This is a genomic window from Streptomyces sp. BB1-1-1, assembly GCF_031597775.1.
Classification (GTDB): Bacteria; Actinomycetota; Actinomycetes; order Streptomycetales; family Streptomycetaceae; genus Streptomyces; species Streptomyces thinghirensis.
The window spans coordinates 7,271,359-7,286,707 of the sequence record NZ_CP134203.1; the positions used below are offsets into that span (position 1 = coordinate 7,271,359).

The 15,349-nt window shown below is 72.9% G+C and carries 20 protein-coding genes and 1 riboswitch; of the genes, 7 read left to right on the forward strand and 13 right to left on the reverse strand.

From position 1 onward, the window contains the following. Positions 1-91 precede the first annotated feature (91 nt). The gene (locus tag RI578_RS33355; protein WP_310874525.1) at positions 92-517 is read right to left on the reverse strand and encodes a GNAT family N-acetyltransferase; all 426 of its coding nucleotides are present in this window, start codon (positions 515-517) and stop codon (positions 92-94) included. An 80-nt stretch (positions 518-597) separates the two neighbouring features. Then, positions 598-1,488 (reverse strand): LLM class F420-dependent oxidoreductase, encoded by an 891-nt coding sequence (locus tag RI578_RS33360; RefSeq protein ID WP_310874526.1) that lies wholly within the window; start codon positions 1,486-1,488, stop codon positions 598-600. Between the two features lie 108 nt (positions 1,489-1,596). Between RI578_RS33360 and RI578_RS33365 the strand changes: the two genes are divergently transcribed. Together RI578_RS33365 and RI578_RS33370 are read left to right on the forward strand one after the other, a co-directional pair. Next, positions 1,597-1,824 carry a toxin-antitoxin system HicB family antitoxin gene (locus RI578_RS33365; RefSeq protein WP_310874527.1) on the forward strand — a complete coding sequence of 76 codons (228 nt, stop codon included), beginning with the start codon at positions 1,597-1,599 and terminating at the stop codon, positions 1,822-1,824. 33 nt (positions 1,825-1,857) lie between these two features. Next, a complete protein-coding gene (locus RI578_RS33370; protein ID WP_310874528.1) occupies positions 1,858-2,232 on the forward strand; it encodes a fic family toxin-antitoxin system, toxin component in 375 nt (124 codons plus the stop codon). Here the strand turns inward: RI578_RS33370 and RI578_RS33375 are convergent, their stop codons facing one another. The 4 genes from RI578_RS33375 to bioB all read right to left on the reverse strand — a co-directional run bounded on the left by RI578_RS33375 (position 2,233) and on the right by bioB (position 6,943). Continuing rightward, positions 2,233-2,922, reverse strand: coding sequence for a class I SAM-dependent methyltransferase (locus tag RI578_RS33375; protein ID WP_310874529.1), 690 nt, complete (start codon positions 2,920-2,922; stop codon positions 2,233-2,235). It lies immediately after the preceding gene. A gap of 764 nt (positions 2,923-3,686) precedes the next feature. Further along, positions 3,687-4,403 carry a dethiobiotin synthase gene (bioD, locus tag RI578_RS33380; RefSeq protein ID WP_310874530.1) on the reverse strand — a complete coding sequence of 239 codons (717 nt, stop codon included), beginning with the start codon at positions 4,401-4,403 and terminating at the stop codon, positions 3,687-3,689. A 1-nt stretch (position 4,404) separates the two neighbouring features. After that, positions 4,405-5,691, reverse strand: coding sequence for an adenosylmethionine--8-amino-7-oxononanoate transaminase (locus RI578_RS33385; RefSeq protein ID WP_310874531.1), 1,287 nt, complete (start codon positions 5,689-5,691; stop codon positions 4,405-4,407). Further along, positions 5,684-6,943, reverse strand: a complete 1,260-nt coding sequence (gene bioB, locus RI578_RS33390) for a biotin synthase BioB (protein ID WP_310874532.1) — start codon at positions 6,941-6,943, stop codon at positions 5,684-5,686. The genes RI578_RS33385 and bioB overlap by 8 nt, the downstream gene beginning before the upstream one ends. A gap of 150 nt (positions 6,944-7,093) precedes the next feature. Between bioB and RI578_RS33395 the strand changes: the two genes are divergently transcribed. Beyond that, the gene (locus RI578_RS33395) at positions 7,094-8,221 is read left to right on the forward strand and encodes an 8-amino-7-oxononanoate synthase (RefSeq protein WP_310874533.1); all 1,128 of its coding nucleotides are present in this window, start codon (positions 7,094-7,096) and stop codon (positions 8,219-8,221) included. A 42-nt stretch (positions 8,222-8,263) separates the two neighbouring features. Here the strand turns inward: RI578_RS33395 and RI578_RS33400 are convergent, their stop codons facing one another. Together RI578_RS33400 and RI578_RS33405 are read right to left on the reverse strand one after the other, a co-directional pair. After that, the gene (locus tag RI578_RS33400) at positions 8,264-8,506 is read right to left on the reverse strand and encodes a DUF397 domain-containing protein (RefSeq protein ID WP_310874534.1); all 243 of its coding nucleotides are present in this window, start codon (positions 8,504-8,506) and stop codon (positions 8,264-8,266) included. Between the two features lie 9 nt (positions 8,507-8,515). After that, entirely contained in the window at positions 8,516-9,376 is an 861-nt protein-coding gene (locus RI578_RS33405) for a helix-turn-helix transcriptional regulator (protein ID WP_121750303.1), read from the reverse strand. 214 nt (positions 9,377-9,590) lie between these two features. Here RI578_RS33405 and RI578_RS33410 point away from each other — a divergent pair, with 214 nt between their 5' ends. Continuing rightward, a complete protein-coding gene (locus tag RI578_RS33410) occupies positions 9,591-10,082 on the forward strand; it encodes an ATP-binding protein (RefSeq protein ID WP_310874535.1) in 492 nt (163 codons plus the stop codon). 90 nt (positions 10,083-10,172) lie between these two features. Here the strand turns inward: RI578_RS33410 and RI578_RS33415 are convergent, their stop codons facing one another. The 4 genes from RI578_RS33415 to RI578_RS33430 form a co-directional block, all read right to left on the reverse strand. After that, positions 10,173-10,646, reverse strand: coding sequence for a C40 family peptidase (locus RI578_RS33415; protein WP_310874536.1), 474 nt, complete (start codon positions 10,644-10,646; stop codon positions 10,173-10,175). A gap of 3 nt (positions 10,647-10,649) precedes the next feature. Further along, positions 10,650-10,794, reverse strand: a riboswitch (cyclic di-AMP (ydaO/yuaA leader). 370 nt (positions 10,795-11,164) lie between these two features. After that, positions 11,165-11,473: a hypothetical protein gene (locus RI578_RS33420; protein WP_310874537.1), complete on the reverse strand. Its 309-nt coding sequence runs from the start codon at positions 11,471-11,473 to the stop codon at positions 11,165-11,167. Positions 11,474-11,480: 7 nt separating this feature from the next. Further along, complete coding sequence (locus RI578_RS33425) at positions 11,481-12,116, reverse strand: ATP-dependent Clp protease proteolytic subunit (RefSeq protein WP_310874538.1); 636 nt, start codon at positions 12,114-12,116, stop codon at positions 11,481-11,483. A 152-nt stretch (positions 12,117-12,268) separates the two neighbouring features. Further along, positions 12,269-12,637, reverse strand: a complete 369-nt coding sequence (locus RI578_RS33430; RefSeq protein WP_310874539.1) for a VOC family protein — start codon at positions 12,635-12,637, stop codon at positions 12,269-12,271. Between the two features lie 107 nt (positions 12,638-12,744). Between RI578_RS33430 and RI578_RS33435 the strand changes: the two genes are divergently transcribed. Beyond that, positions 12,745-13,026 carry a type II toxin-antitoxin system Phd/YefM family antitoxin gene (locus RI578_RS33435; protein WP_310874540.1) on the forward strand — a complete coding sequence of 94 codons (282 nt, stop codon included), beginning with the start codon at positions 12,745-12,747 and terminating at the stop codon, positions 13,024-13,026. 101 nt (positions 13,027-13,127) lie between these two features. Here RI578_RS33435 and RI578_RS33440 read toward each other — a convergent pair whose 3' ends face one another. Then, a complete protein-coding gene (locus RI578_RS33440; protein WP_310874541.1) occupies positions 13,128-14,120 on the reverse strand; it encodes an ABC transporter permease in 993 nt (330 codons plus the stop codon). Positions 14,121-14,226: 106 nt separating this feature from the next. Here RI578_RS33440 and RI578_RS33445 point away from each other — a divergent pair, with 106 nt between their 5' ends. Both RI578_RS33445 and RI578_RS33450 read left to right on the forward strand, forming a co-directional pair. Further along, positions 14,227-14,880: a TetR/AcrR family transcriptional regulator gene (locus RI578_RS33445; protein ID WP_310874542.1), complete on the forward strand. Its 654-nt coding sequence runs from the start codon at positions 14,227-14,229 to the stop codon at positions 14,878-14,880. A 164-nt stretch (positions 14,881-15,044) separates the two neighbouring features. Further along, positions 15,045-15,347, forward strand: coding sequence for an urease subunit gamma (locus RI578_RS33450; RefSeq protein ID WP_310874543.1), 303 nt, complete (start codon positions 15,045-15,047; stop codon positions 15,345-15,347). Positions 15,348-15,349: the final 2 nt, after the last annotated feature.

Sequence of the window (15,349 nt, forward strand, 5' to 3'; positions counted from 1 at the left end):
TGCGCCGGGGGGAGGCTCCAGGTGTGGCGCCGGGGTGGGCGTCCGGGGGATCGCCGATGCGGACTCGCTCATGCGCCGGTGCTCACACCTTTCAGCCGATGAGGGGCTTCACCCAGCGTCGCCACTGTTCCTCGGGCGCGTACCCGGCCGCCCGCCAGGCATGCTGGGCCCGCTCGTTGCGCCGCAGCACCATCGCGTCCCCGCGGCGCCCGCCCAGCCGTACGAACCGCTCCTCCGCGGCCGTGAGCAGCGCCGAGCCGATGCCCTGACGCCGGTGGTCCGGGTGCACCGCCAGCCGGTACAGATGGCAGCGCCAGCCGTCGAAGCCCGCGATCACCGTGCCCACCAGGTCCCCGCCCCGCTCGGCCAGGAGCAGCGCCTCGGGGTCGCGGGCCACCATCCGCTCCACGCCCTCCCGGTCGTCGCTGATGCTCGTCCCCTCGGCGGCCACCTTCCAGAAGGCCAGCACGGCGTCCAGATCCTCGGGCCCGGCGGCCCGTATGCGCGGTTCGCTCATGCGGCGATCCCATCACGCGCGCCCGGCCGCCACTCGACATTCCGGCATGCGGACCGCCACTCCCGCGCTCCCGCCGCCCGTCAGACCTCGCGCAGCGCCCGCATCACCGGAGCGAAGGCCTCCATGTACGGCTCCAGCACCGTCAGATAGGTGAATCCGTACCGCTCGCGCTGCGCCCGTACCTGCGCGGTGATCTGCTCCAGGGTCCCGGCCAGGAAGATGGGCAGCTCCAGCACCTGGTCGGTGGTCAGGTGCGGCACGTGCTCCAGGAGGGGGCGGACGGCGGCCTCGCGGTCCTCGGTCACGACGACCGTCTGGACGAGCAGGTTCAGCTCCGCCGGCTCCTCGCGGCCCGCCGCCAGCTCCCGGTACCGGGCCACGCGCCCGTCGAGCTCCTCGGCCGTGATGGGGGCCGGCTGTCCCGTCGCGCTGCCCCGCACCGTACGCGCGCCCGTGAAGGCGGCGACGGCGGCGTGCCGGGCCGTCAGCTCCAGCATCCGGTCGCCGTTGGCGCCGATCAGCAGCGGCACCCCGGGCCGTTGCACCGGCCGCGGCTGGTACTCCTCGTCGGCCAGCAGCCGCTCCAGTTCCTCGACGGTGCGCCGCAAGTGGTCCACCCGCTCGCCCGGCGAGCCGAACGGCAGCCCCGCCGCGTCGTGCTCCGCCCGTACGTAGCCGGTGCCGAGCCCGAGCTCCAGCCGCCCGCCCGTCAGGGCGTCCGTGGTCGCCACCTCCCGGGCCAGCAGGGCCGGGTTCCAGAGGCCCGCGTTGAGCACGAAGGTGCCCAGGCGGGGACGCTCGGTGGCCCCGGCCGCCGCGACCAGCGCCGGGAACGGCGCCGGCATGCCGAGATGGTCCGGGACCAGGATCACGTCGTACCCCAGCTCCTCGGCCCGTCGGCACTTCGCGCTCCACTCGTCGGCCGGGGCGGACGCCATGAGGTTGACGCCGAAACGGAACGGACGCGACATGAACTCTCCTCGCGGGCAGGGGACTTCGGACCACCCGGAGTCAATCACCCGCGCGCGGTGGCCGCCACGCCCTTGCCGTTGCTAGCGTTCCGGCGCTAGCTTCGAGGTATGGCGAAGACCCGGAAGGCCCAGCTGAACGTGCGGGTGGACGAGGGCACCGCCCGGGCGGCCCGCGAGAAGGCCCTGGCCCGGGGGATGAGCGTCAACCGCTACATCGAGGAACTGGTCCGGCAGGACACCGGCGAGGCCGGCCACACCTTCGTGGAGGCCGCCGCCGACTTCATGCGGCAGTACGAGAAGGTGTTCACCGAGGAGGTCGGCGACGGCCGCCGCTGAACCGGCGGAGGCGTCCCGCGTGAATGACCACGGATGAAAGACCTCACCATCGACCTCGCCTGGCTGCTGATGCTCGCCGAACAGCGCACGCCGGGAGACCCCCAGGTCACCGACTGGGGAGCGCTCGTCGCGGCCGTCGCCCGCCACCGGGCCGAGATATTCGACACCCTCGTCTACGACGGCCCGCACGCCCGCGCCGCCGCCCTGCTCCAGCTGCTGATCCATGTCCCGGCGCTGGAGCGCTCCAACGCCCTGTTCGCCTCCGCGGTCGCCTACGCCTACCTGGTCGCCAGCGGGGTCGAGGTCGCCACCACGCCGGAGCGGGTGCGGGACCTCGCCCTGCTGGTCAAGAGCGGTGAGGCCTCCGTCGACGACATCGCGGACGAGCTGCGCCGCTGGAGCGGGTGACTACGCCTCGGTTTCGGGCGGCCGCCAGGCCGTGCCGAGCACGCAGTACGAACTCGGCAGCGCCGGCCCGTTCTCCGGCATCATCACCCGCCGGTAGGGCCCGAGCGCGAACCCCGCGTCCCGCAGCGCGGCCACCGGTTCGCGGGACAGGTGGCAGCCGCCGGACAGCGGAGGCCACAGCGTCCGGTCCAGCGCGCGCTGGGTGAAGGTCATCACCCGCCCACCGCCCCGGCCGTGCTCGAAGAACCGCACCTGCCCGCCGGGCCGCAGCACCCGCCGCAGCTCCCCGAGCGCCCGCGGTACGTCGCGGACACTGCACAGTACGAGCGAGACCACGGCGGCGTCGAAGGCCTCGCTCTTGACCGGGAGGGCCTCCGCCGCGCCCGGCGCCACGTCGACCGGCACCTGGGCGCGCAGCGCCGCCTCCACGGCCAACTGCCGCAGCACGCGCTCCGGTTCGATGGCGACGACCTCCGAGACGGTGCCCGGGTAGTGCGCGAAGTTCAGCCCGTTGCCCGCACCGACCTCGATCACCCGACCGGACAGTCCGGCGAGCAGCCGCTCGCGCACGCTCCCCATCCCCATCCGGGTCTCGGCGCTCACGCTGAACCGGGCGTAGCAGCGGGCGAACACCGGATGGTGCACGGCGTCCCGCGGCACCCCGCGGGCACGGGCGGATCGCAGCGCCATGGGACCTCCTTCACGAGGTGGTGCCTTACCGCGATTGTCCCCCGTACGAGCCCCGCGCACCCACCGCGCGGACGGCTCGTTTCCGACGACGTGCCGACCGACGGCGGTGGCGTGCTCCACGTCCCCCGGGTGGCGGGCAGGAGACGGCCGGCCCCCTGCCCGCCGCGCCCCGGCCGACGACCGCCCCAAGCCGTACCGCCGGTCGGGGCGCCTCCGAGTCGAGAGCGACTCCGGGGCGCGGGTGTCCCGGCCGGGGGGTGCGGGCCAGCGCGGTGCCGTCGACCGGAAGACGACCGGTGGGGCGGGCCGCACCGGTGGGCGTGCCTGTCGGCTCCGGAACGGGGCCGGGGCTTTGGTGGCGTGCCGCCGTGCGGGCCTCTCTGGCCGGTGGGGTCGGTCGCGCCGGTGGGCGTGCCTGTCGGCTCCGGAGTGGGGCTGGGGCTTTGGTGGCGTGCCGCCGTGCGGGCCTCTCTGGCCGGTGGGGTCGGTCGCGCCGGTGGGCGTGCCTGTCGGCTCCGGAGTGGGGCTGGGGCTTTGGTGGCGTGCCGCCGTGCGGGCCTCTCTGGCCGGTGGGGTCGGTCGCGCCGGTGGGCGTGCCTGTCGGCTCCGGAATCGGTCCGGGACCCGGTGGCGTGCCGCCGGTGCGGGGCCTCCGGCCGGTGAAGGTCGGCCGCGCCGGTCGGCCCCGGGGCCGGTCAGGTGCCCCGGTGCCGCCGCCGGCGCGGGGCCCCGCACGTGGAGGTGGCCGACCTGCAAGCGCCCGGTCAGGGCGCCTCCCGGTTCCGGAACCCGTCCGCGTCCCATGTGCCCTCCAGCCGGGGTGCCAGCCAGTGTGGGGCCGTCGATCGGAAGACGGTCGGCGGGAGGGCGCCCGCTCCGGCGGGCAGGGCGCCGAGCAGGGGAGCTCCGGCCACGACCGGGAGGTCCGCGAGATTGCAGCGCGAGGCGAGGTCCGGGGCCCCGGGCCAGCTGCCGATCACGACGCCCGGCAGCTCCAGCCCGCGGGAGCGCAGTTCACGCGCCGTCAGTTCCGTCGTGTTGAGCGTGCCCAGCCCGGCCGACGCCACCAGCAGCACCGGCGCTCCGAGGAGCCCGGCGACGTCCGCCAGCGTCCCGCCGGCCGCGTCGAAGCGCACGAGCAGGCCGCCCGCGCCCTCGACCAGCACCAGGTCGTGCTCGGTCGCCAGCTTGTCCGCGGCCTCCGCCACCTCCTGCGGGTGCACCGGCGCCCGGCCGGCCCGGCGCGCGGCCGTACCCGGCGCCAACGGCTCGGGATACCGCGCCACTTCCGCCGCCGTCACGGCGCCCGCGAGGCGCGCCACCTCCTGGGCGTCCCCCGGCTCGTCCGGCCGTACGCCCGTCTGCGCGGCCTTCAGCACGGCCACCGACCGGCCGCCCGCCAGCGCCGCCGCGGCGACGGCGGCCGTCACGACCGTCTTGCCGATCTCCGTGCCCGTGCCCGTGATCACCAGTACCGGCATGTCATCCCTCCCGTGCCGCCGCGCACACCGCGCGGGCGATCCGTGCCACGTCCGCGTCGCCCGTGACGTACGGCGGCATGGTGTAGATCAGGTCGCGGAACGGCCGCAGCCACACGCCCTCGCGCACGGCCGCCTCCGTCGCCGCCCGCATGTCGACGGCGTGGTCGAGCTGGACCACCCCGATCGCCCCGAGGACGCGTACGTCCGTCACGCCCGGCAGCGCGGCGGCGGGCGCCAGACCGTCCCGCAGCCCCGCCTCGATCCGCTTGACCTCCGCGAGCCAGTCCTGCCCGAGCAGCAGCCCGATCGACGCGCACGCCACGGCCGCCGCCAGCGGGTTGCCCATGAACGTCGGCCCGTGGGCCAGCACCGGCACCTCGCCCCGCGAGATGCCGTCGGCCACCCGTGACGTGCACAGCGTGGCCGCCATCGTCAGATAGCCGCCGGTCAGGGCCTTGCCCACGCACATCACGTCCGGCGTCACCGCCGCGTGCTCCGCCGCGAACAACGCGCCCGTACGCCCGAACCCGGTCGCGATCTCGTCGAACACCAGCAGCACGCCGTGCGCGTCGCACGCCTCCCGCAGTACCCGCAGATACGCGGGGGAGTGGAACCGCATCCCCCCGGCGCCCTGCACCACCGGCTCGACGATCACCGCGGCCAGTTCGTCGGCGTGCCGTTCGATCAGCGCGCGCAGGTGATCCGCGTACGACTCCTCGTACTCCGCCGGCGGCGCGTCCGCGAAGACCTGGCTCGGCAGGACGCCCGCCCACAGCTCGTGCATCCCGCCCTCGGGGTCGCACACGGACATGGGCTGCCAGGTGTCGCCGTGATAGCCGCCGCGCCAGGTCAGCAGGCGACGTTTCGCGGGGCGGCCCAGTGATCGCCAGTACTGGAGGCACATCTTGACCGCGACCTCGACCGACACCGACCCGGAGTCGGCGAGGAAGACGTGCTCGAGGCCCTCGGGTGACATGTCGACAAGCAGCTTCGCCAGCCGCACGGCGGGCTCGTGGGTGAGCCCGCCGAACATCACATGGCTCATCCGGTCCAGCTGGTCGCGCGCGGCCTCGTTCAGCACCGGGTGGTTGTAGCCGTGGATCGCCGACCACCAGGACGACATGCCGTCGACGAGTTCGCCCGAGCCGTCGGCCGGACACAGCCGCACCCCGCTCGCCGACGCCACGACGAGCGGGTCCTGCCGGCCGGGCATGGGGCCGTACGGATGCCAGACGTGCCGCCGGTCGAGGGCCAGCAGCTCATCCACGGTCAGCGCGGGCTCAGGCATTGGGCGCGAGGTCCGTGCCGGCACCACGGCGGCGTACGGCGACCAGGTCCGTACGGGCTTCGCCGGCCGCCGCCGGTTCGGCGGGCGCGCCGGTCCCGCGGCGGGCCCCGGCCGGGACGGACCCGCAGGCACCGCCGTCGGCGTGCGACCCGCAGCCCCCGCCCTCGGCGTGCGATCCGCAGGCACCGCCGTCCGCGTGCGACCCGCACGAGCCGCCTGCGTGCGACCCGCACCCGCCCCGCTCGGCCGCCCGGTGCTCCGGCAGGGTCACCTCGCCGGCGCCCTCCACCTCGAACCCGGCGTCCGCGATCATCTCCAGGTCGGCGTGGCCCGCCTGTCCCTCGCTGGTGAGGTAGTCGCCGAGGAAGATGGAGTTGGCCAGGTTCAGGGCGAGCGGCTGCATCGTGCGCAGGTGGACCTCGCGCCCGCCCGCGATGCGCACCTCGACGTCCGGGCAGACGAACCGCGTCATCGCCAGGATGCGCAGGCAGCGCTGCGGGGTGAGGTGCCACTCCTTGGCCAGCGGCGTGCCCTCCATCGGGATCAGGAAGTTGACCGGCACCGAGTCCGGGTCCAGCTCGCGCAGCGAGAAGACCACGTCGACCAAGTCCTCGTCGCTCTCGCCCATGCCCGCGATCAGACCGGAGCAGGCGGACAGGCCGGCCGCGTGCGCCTTGTTCACCGTGTCCACCCGGTCGGCGTACGTGTGCGTGGTCGTGATGTCCCCGTACGTCGCCTCGGACGTGTTGAGGTTGTGGTTGTAGGCATCGGCGCCCGCCTCGCGCAGCCGCTCCGCCTGGCCGTCGGAGAGCAGGCCCAGACAGGCGCAGACCTCGACGGCCTCGTTCTGCTCCTTGATGGCCTTGATGGTGTCCGAGACCCGGTCCACGTCCCGGTCGGTCGGACCGCGTCCGCTGGCCACCAGGCACACCCGCTTGGCGCCCCCGGCCACGCCGGCGGCGGCGGCCTGGGAGGCCTGGTCGGGCTTGAGCCAGGTGTACTTGAGGATCTCGGCCTTGGAGCCGAGCCGCTGCGAGCAGTAGGAGCAGTCCTCGGGGCACAGGCCCGACTTGAGGTTGACGAGGTAGTTGAGTTTCACCCGTCGGCCGAACCAGTGGCGGCGCACCTTGCCGGCCGCGGCCACCACATCGAGCAGGTCGTCGTCGGAAGTGGCGAGGACGGCAAGAGCCTCCTCGCGGGTCGGCGACTCGCGCCGAAGCCCCTTGTCCACCAGCGTGTTCAGCAGGTCCATGAGAGCCGATCCTGTCCTACGGGGCCGCCCGGGGCCAAGGAGAGTTTGCACAACACTGACAGATCACCGTGTGGGTATTGCCACACCTCGCGGGCGCTGCCGTGCCGCTAATGTCTGTCCACTGCCTACAAAACGACGGAGGACCGACCCATGGCGTTCGGCTGGATCGACGAGCAGGCCCAGGCGCGCCGCCGGGCCGGGCTCGTACGGATTCTGCGCCCGCGTCCGGCCGACTCGCCGCTGCTGGACCTGGCGAGCAACGACTACCTCGGCCTGGCCCGGCACCCGGAGGTCACCGAGGGGGCGGTCCGGGCCGCTCGGACCTGGGGCGGCGGCGCGACCGGCTCCCGGCTCGTGACCGGCACGACCGAACTCCACGCCGAGCTGGAACACGAACTGGCCGCCCACTGCGGATTCGAGGCCGCGCTCGTCTTCTCCTCCGGCTACGCGGCCAACCTCGCCGCGGTCACCGCGCTGGCGCCGCACGGCTCCCTCGTCGTCTCCGACGCGGGCAACCACGCCTCGCTGATCGACGGCTGCCGGCTCGCGCGCGGGACGACCCAGGTCGTGGCGCACGCCGACCCGGACGCCGTACGCAAGGCACTGGCGACGCACGACGGGCCCGCCGTCACCGTCTCCGACACGGTCTTCTCGGTCGACGGCGACGCCGCGCCGCTGGCCGGGCTCGCCGAGGCGTGCCGGGAGCACGGTGCCGGGCTGGTCGTCGACGACGCCCACGGCCTCGGGGTCCTCGGCGACGGCGGCCGGGGCGCCCCGCACGCGGCGGGACTCGCGGGCGCCGACGACGTCGTCGTGACGGTGACGCTGTCCAAGTCGCTCGGCAGTCAGGGCGGCGCCGTGCTCGGCCCCGCCCGGGTGATCGACCATCTGGTCAACGCGGCCCGGACGTTCATCTTCGACACCGGCCTCGCCCCCGCGGCGGCGGGCGCGGCGCTGGCGGCGCTCACCCTGCTGCGCCGAGAGCCCGAGCGGGCGGCCCGGGCACGCGAGGTGGCGGCGGAGCTGCACGCACGCCTGACTGCCCTCGGGCTGTCGGCGGTACGTCCGGACGCCGCGGTGGTCTCGGTGCGCGCTCCCTCCCCGGAGGGGGCCGTACGGTGGGCGGCCGACTGCCGTGCGGCCGGCCTGTCCGTGGGCTGCTTCCGCCCTCCTTCCGTACCCGACGGCGTCTCACGGCTCAGGCTGACCGCTCGTGCGGACCTCTCCGGGGAACAGATCGAACGCGCTGTACGGGTGATCGGCGAAACGCGACCATGAGTCGGCGTGACACGGCCGTGCTCCGCCCGGTGCCCAACCGGTTCAGCCGCGGTGGACGGCGGCCGTGAACGTCGCCCAGCTCCCGGGGGAGAAGAGCAGTGCGGGCCCGGCCGGGACCTTGGAGTCCCGCACGGCGAGCAGTCCGGCCCAGGGGCCGACCGACGGCCGGGCCGTCTCCACGCAGTTGTTCGCTCCGGTGCTGTAGCTGCTGCGCAGCCACCGCACGTCGTGCAGATCGGTGCCGGCAGGGATGTTCCGACAGAGTGCGGACGGTGAGCCTGACATGGTGCCTCCTTACGCGCCTGCCGCGGTCGCGGCGATGAAGTCCAACGAGTCCTCGGGCGAAAGGGCATGGATCAGAAGGGCGTTGAAGGCCTCGGTATAGGCCTCTAGGTCTTCTTTCCGTTCGAGATGCAGGCTACTCGTCAAGTGGTCGAGAACAACCACGTCCAGATCAGAAGTGCTCGAAAAAGAGAAGATTACGAAAGGGCCGGTGACACCGATGTGCGCCCCGGCGGCAAACGGCAGTACCTGGAGCCGGACATGGGGGAGACGCGCGGCCTCGACCAGTCGCGCCAGCTGACGGGACATGACACCGGGGCCGCCCACCTCCCGGCGCAGCACCGCCTCGTCCAGGACCGCGCTCAGCAGCAGCGGCGGCTGCGCCCGCAGTACGTCCTGCCGGGCCAGCCGTACTTCCACCAGCGTGTCCAGCCGCTCCTCCGGCAGCCCGTCCGCCGCGGCGCGCGTCACCGCGCGGGCGTACTCCGGCGTCTGCAACAGCCCGGGGACCACCGTGGTCTCCAGCGTGCGCATCGCGCTGGCCTGGGACTCCAGGCTGATGAAGTCGCGGTAGGTCGGGGGCAGTACCCCGCGATAGGCGTGCCACCAGTGGTTCCGGCCGCCCGCGTCGTCGGAGCCCGCCAGCATCACCAGCAGCTCCCGCAACTGGTCGTCGTCCACGCCGTAGGCGTCCAGCAGTAACCGCACGTCGGCCGGTTTCGCCCCGCTCGTCCCGGTCTCGATCCGGCTGACCTTCGACTGGTGCCAGCCCACCAGCCGGGCCGCCTCGCCGCTGGTGATACCCGCCGACGTGCGCAGGGCGCGCAGTTCCGCGCCCAGCTTCCGGCGGCGCACCACGGGACCGTGCTGCATGGGCCACTCCCTTACTCCTTATGGGCCGCCCAAATACGCTCTGCCGTCGCAGAGTTCACCGCTTTGAGCGACAGATATATGCATATCTTGGTGGATCGCCGCCCCGCACCGGCCTGGTGATGGCAGTCTGGCGGCGAAGCACCAGTCCGGGACCGTACTCGAACCATCCGCTCCGTGTCCGGCTGCGGTCCCGTGGGAAAGGGACGACGTCGCCATGGCAGACCATCTGGAAGCATCCGTCACTCTGCCGAGCGATCCCGCCTCGGTGGCCGCCGCGCGCACCTATGTGGTCGGCACACTGGCGGAGTGGGGCCTGCCGCCGGACACCGACGTGTCCGACACCGTTCGGCTCATCGTCTCGGAGCTGACGACCAACGCGGTCCAGCACACGTTCGGACAGTCACCCACCTTCACCGTGGACCTCGTGCTCGACCGTGACGAGCGGCTGCGCATCGGTGTCACCGACAGCCATCCGCGGTTTCCCAAGCGCCTGCCCGCCGCCGTCCAGCAGGACAACGGCCGGGGCATGGTGATCATCCGCTGGCTGACGGCGGAGTGCGGCGGCAAGCTGAGAGTGCGGCCCACGCGCGAGGGCGGCAAGACCGTCTCCATCGAACTGCCCTGGGCACCGCCGGCCGGTCCGGTGCCCGCCGAACCGGCCTCGGCCGTCGGGCGGGCCGTGGGAAGCCAGGAGCCGCAGCGGTGAGTCGCCGACGGTCCCCGGCGCGCCGCAGGCGCATACCACGCACCCGAGGGGGTGACGGCGGGTCAGGACGCCGTCACCCCCTCGGGCGGGCTACTTGACCCGGCCGTACCAGACGCTGCCGGTCCAGATCTTCTGCAGACGCACCACGTCCCCGGTCTTCGGGGCGTGCCAGATCTTGCCCTTCCCGGCGTAGATGCCGACGTGGTAGATGCTGCGACCCGAGTGGAAGAACACCAGGTCCCCGGTCTTGCGGTTCTTGGCGGAGATGTGACGGGTCTTGTTGTACTGCTGGGCGGCGGTGCGTGGCAGCTTCTTGCCGGCCTTCTTGAACGAGTACAGCGTCAGCCCCGAGCAGTCGAACCTGCTTGGTCCGACGGCGCCCCATTTGTATGGCGCGCCCTTCTTGGAGGCAGCGATCTTGAGGGCCTTCGTCGCATGGCTCGCCGCGACCGCCTCGGAGGCGACGCCGGGGACCACTACGGAACCGCCCACGGCGGCGAGGGTGAGGGCCGAGGCCGTACCGGCACGGGCCATCAGCGACGGGACACGATTGAGCGCGGACATGCGCAACCCTTCGTCAGCCGCCTGTGAAGGATGACCTGTCGGATTCGGGCTGGCGAAGTTGCCCGGCCGCACGAGTGCGGCTTCACCCCAAGGGCTGCTCGGCCCGGCGCGGCTCCAGCGGAGACGACCGTTCCGGCGACCCGTCGTGCTCGGGTCCTCCACTCCTGCCGATCCACTCCTGTCGACCGGTCGTCCGGGCGGCGGCAGGACTCGGCGTCCGCCCGGACCGCCCCGCCGCTGCGGCGGGGGCTTGTCGTCAGTCACGGATCTTGTCTCGCCCCATGGGAAAATCCCAACGGAACGTGCCCTTTGTGTTGTTACTCACCACTCACCCGTTCGGGTGGACACCTCTGTGTTCGACCAGCCGGTGCGTGTGGTGACGACCCCGGGACCAGCGACGCAGTGGCTCATTGCGCTGTCCGGACACGCGGGTCGCGCAAGCTCGGCCGGTCGGAAATCGGAGGTTTCCCTACGCCGAAAGGCGGTACGCCGTTTGGTCCGTTTCGACTCCGGTTGCCTCAACGGCCGGAACGGGGCGGAAGGCCGACTCGCGCCGTCCGCCGTTCACCGTCTAGCACGCGCAGCGCCCGGGCCAGGGTGGTGGCGTGCAGCTCGGTCTCGCGCCGCCGGTGCATCAGCGCCAGCGCGTCGCGCAGGGCGGCAGCCTTGCCGACCAGCGCCTGGGCGGCCCGCAGCCCGCGATAGGTGTCGCCCTCCCGCGCGGGGTTGATGCGCCCGAGCAGGTCGACGACGTCCAGGTACCGGTCGATCAGCTCGGCCTCGGCGCGGGTCAGGGCGGGCAGTGGTGGCAGTTCCGGTGGCAGCATCGCCGGATCACCTCGCGCCGGGTGCCGGAGATGTGACCCTGCGGCTGGGCACCACCCGGTCCACCAGGCCGTACTCCAGGGCCTGTTGCGCGTCCAGGACGGTGTGCCGTTCGATGTCCGCGCTCACCTGCTCGGGACTGCGGCCCGTGTGCCGTACGAGGATCTCCTCCAGGCGGGCGCGGACGCGGATCAACTCGCCGGCCTGGATGGCCAGGTCGCTCGTCGGCCCCTCCACCGGCTCGGTGAGCGCGGGCTGATGGATGACCACCCGTGCGCCCGGCAGGGCAGCGCGTTTGCCGGGCGTGCCCGCCGCCAGCAGTACCGCGGCCAACGCGCCCGCCTGCCCGAGGCAGGTCGTCTCCACGTCGCAGGCGACGTAGCGCATGGTGTCGTAGATCGCCGTCATCGCGGTGAAGGAGCCGCCGGGCGAGTTGATGTAGAGCGCGATGTCCCGGTCCGGGGCCTGGTGTTCGAGATACATGAACTGCGCCATCACGTCGTTCGCGGAGGTCTCGTCGACCGGTGTCCCGAGGAAGACGATCCGCTCCTCCAGCAGCTTCGAGTACGGGTCCGTCGTCCGGCTCCCGGCACTCGTGCGCTCGGTGAACTCGGGCAGGACGTGACGGGCGGACGGTCGGGTCATGGCGAACCCCTCCTCGTGGCAGAACCGTGTTCGGCTGCACTGCCTCCTGTAAAAAATGTACAGGACGTACGTTGCGGAGGGTGAGGAGTCGCGAGGATCGCGCGTTCGCCGGCAGCGGAAGCGAGCCGTAGGGGGGCGTGGGGCGCCCGCGTTCATCCCCCGTTCGGCGGCTCGTGCAGGCCGAAGGAGGAGCCCTGGTCGTCCCGGCACAGCGCGAACCGGCCGAACCGGGCCACCGACTCCGCGTCCTCCTCGCCCTCCTCGCCGAGGTCCTGGACCGAGCCGCCCAGTTTCCGCACCCTGGCCACGGCGGCGTCCAGGTCGTCGACCCGGAAGAAGACGTACGGGGAGGCGCCCGCGTCACCGCCGTGCAGGCCGCCCGGCACACCGCCCGTGCCGATGGAGAACCCGCGCCCCGTGGGGCCGGCTTCGAGAGCCCAGTCGAACAGGCTGCCGTAGAAGACGCGCCCGCGTTCGGGATCGGCCACGCCGAGTTCGAAGAAGGACGGTTCGCCTGCCATGGGGTACCTCCCGGGGCCGGTGGGCTGAGCTCGCCCCCGTCTCCATCGTCCTCCCCGCCGAACGGCGGCGCAGCCGGTCGTCGTGAGGTGAACCGTAAGCTGGGGGCATGGCCTACGAGATTCCGGTGACGCAAGCCAGGGCTGAGCTCGCCGACCTGATCAACCGGGTGGTGTACGGCGGTGAACGCGTCGTCGTGACGCGCCACGGCAAGCCTCTCGTCGCCCTCGTCTCCGCCGCCGACCTCGAGCGTCTGGAGGCACTCCGGGAAGTGCCGGAGGACCAGGTGATCACCTCGGTCACCGGAGTCCGGGACACCGCCGCCTCCGCGCCCCGCGAGCCGCACCGCTTCGGCATCGCGGCGAAACACCGGGGGCCGAATCCGACGTAGGGGGCGTCGTTCGGATCTTGCCGGGGTCGGGTCGGTCGCAGGGCACCGCCGCCCGGCGCCGGCCGTATTGCTCCGAGCCCTCTTGACCCGGCCGGACTCGCTCAGGCGGCCGCTGCCGGTGCCGGTGCCCGGTCGGGTGCCGGCGAGTCGCCCTGCGTGCGCTGTCGCAGTGCGCCGCCGAGCAGTACCGCGCCCAGGCCCAGTGCGGCCCACCACGTGAGCGTCAGTGCGGGGCCGGTGGCGGCGGCGCCGTCGAAGAAGGACACCGAGCGCAGCAGTGACGCGCCCGCGCCCGGCGGCAGCCACTGGCCGATCGCCCCGGCCGGCTGGGGCAGCATCTCCGGCGCCGAGGACGCTCCCGAGAAGGGGTTGCCCAGCAGCATCATCACGGCACCGCCCAGCCCGAGACCGGCACGTCCGAGGAGCGCCCCGAGCCCGGCGATGCCCGCGCCGACGGCCAGGGTCGACAGCCCGAACACGCCGGCCACGGCCCACCAGTCACCGGTGACCACCCCGAGCCAGCTGTGCGCGATCGCCGCCGCGACCAGGCCGGTCAGCGCGGCGGCGCCGACCAGGGCGGCGGCCGCGCGGGCGCCGCGCAGCCCCAGCAGGGTCGCCACCGCGCCCGTCGCGATCCCGGCCAGCGCCAGGGGCAGCACGCTCGCGCCCAGGGCCGCGCCGCGCGGGTCCGTCCCGGGAGCGGGCACCACATCGACGACCTGGACCGGGGCCCCCGCGGCGGACGCCTGCCCGGCGACCGCCTGCTGCAGCAGCTGGGCGACGGCGGGGCTCGCCGCCGACGCGGTGAGCAGCTTCGGGCCCCGGTCGCCGGCGATCACCGCGCCGTACACGGTCCGGTCCTCGATGGCGCCGCGAGCCGCGTCCTCGTCGGCGTAGCGGTGGAGCGCGAAGGCGCCCTCGCGCTGGGCGAGCCGCTGCTCCACCTGCGCGACCGCGGCGGGTGGCCCCGCCACGCCGAGCGGCAGGTCGCGGGGCGCCGTGCGGGCGGCGGGCCAGGCGAAGGCCCACAGGGCCAGGCCCACCAGTACGGGAACCAGGACGATCACGGCGATCACGCGACGACGGCTGTCCATGAGGGCTCCTGTCAAAAAGAAGGATCGTTCGTTTTGCCTGTGTCACCACCGTGCGACCGACTCGGCGTCCTTGTCAAGAAGGAACGTTCGTTTTAGGTTGGGTGTCATGGCCCGCGTATCCCAGGAACACCTCGACGCCCGCCGCCGGCAGATCCTCGACGGCGCCGCGCTCTGCTTCGCCCGCAACGGCTTCCACGCCACGTCGATGCAGGACGTGCTGAAAGAGGTCGACCTCTCGGCGGGAGCCGTCTACCGCTACTTCAGCGGCAAGGAGGAGTTGATCGAGGCCATCGTCGCCGAGGTGCTGGGCGCCATCCGGGACGTGTACGAGCGGGCGGCGCGGGAGGACCCGCCGGCCATGCCCGACGAGCTCATCGCCCGCACCCTGGCGCACATGGCGCGGGAGCGGCCGGCGCTGACGGAGGACGGCCGGTGGCTGTTCCCTCGGCTCATGATCCAGGCCTGGACCGAGACGCTGCGCAACGAGACGCTGGCCGCCCTCCTCGACGAGGGCTTCGCCAAGGTCCTCGCGTCCTGGGCGAAGGTCGTCGTCCGCTATCAGGAAGCGGGCATGATGCGCGACGACGTCGACCCGGACGCCGTGGCCCGGACGCTGATGGCGACGGTGCAGGGTTTCGGGGCCCAGTACGCGCTGTTCGGCAGCTTCTCCCCGGAGGCTCTCCAGGCGGGCGTGCGGGGATTGTTGAGCATGCGGGAGGCCGCCGACGGCACCGGTAATCAGTCGGTCAAAAAGGCGTGACGCGGCGGAAACACTGAAACCCTACTCTCACCCCGTCCACCTGCGGTTTTCGGGTCACCGGCGTGCGCGTTCCCGCGCATTGATGTGTGTTACATCTAGAGCCGTCGCGGTGGACGCGGCAGCCGGACCGTCCGGTCCCGGCGTCATGCCCTGTGAGGTGGTAAATGCAACTGACCCCGCACGAGCAGGAGAGACTGCTCATCCATGTGGCCGCGGACGTGGCGGAGAAGCGCCGCGCACGAGGTGTGAAGCTCAACCATCCCGAGGTCGTCGCCCTGATCACCTCGCACATCCTCGAAGGCGCCCGGGACGGGCGCACGGTCGGCGAACTCATGGCCTCCGGACGCAAGCTGATCCAGCGCGACGAGGTCATGGAGGGCATCCCCGAAATGGTCCACGACGTGCAGGTCGAGGCCACCTTCCCCGACGGCACCAAGCTGGTCACCGTCCACGATCCGATCATCTGACG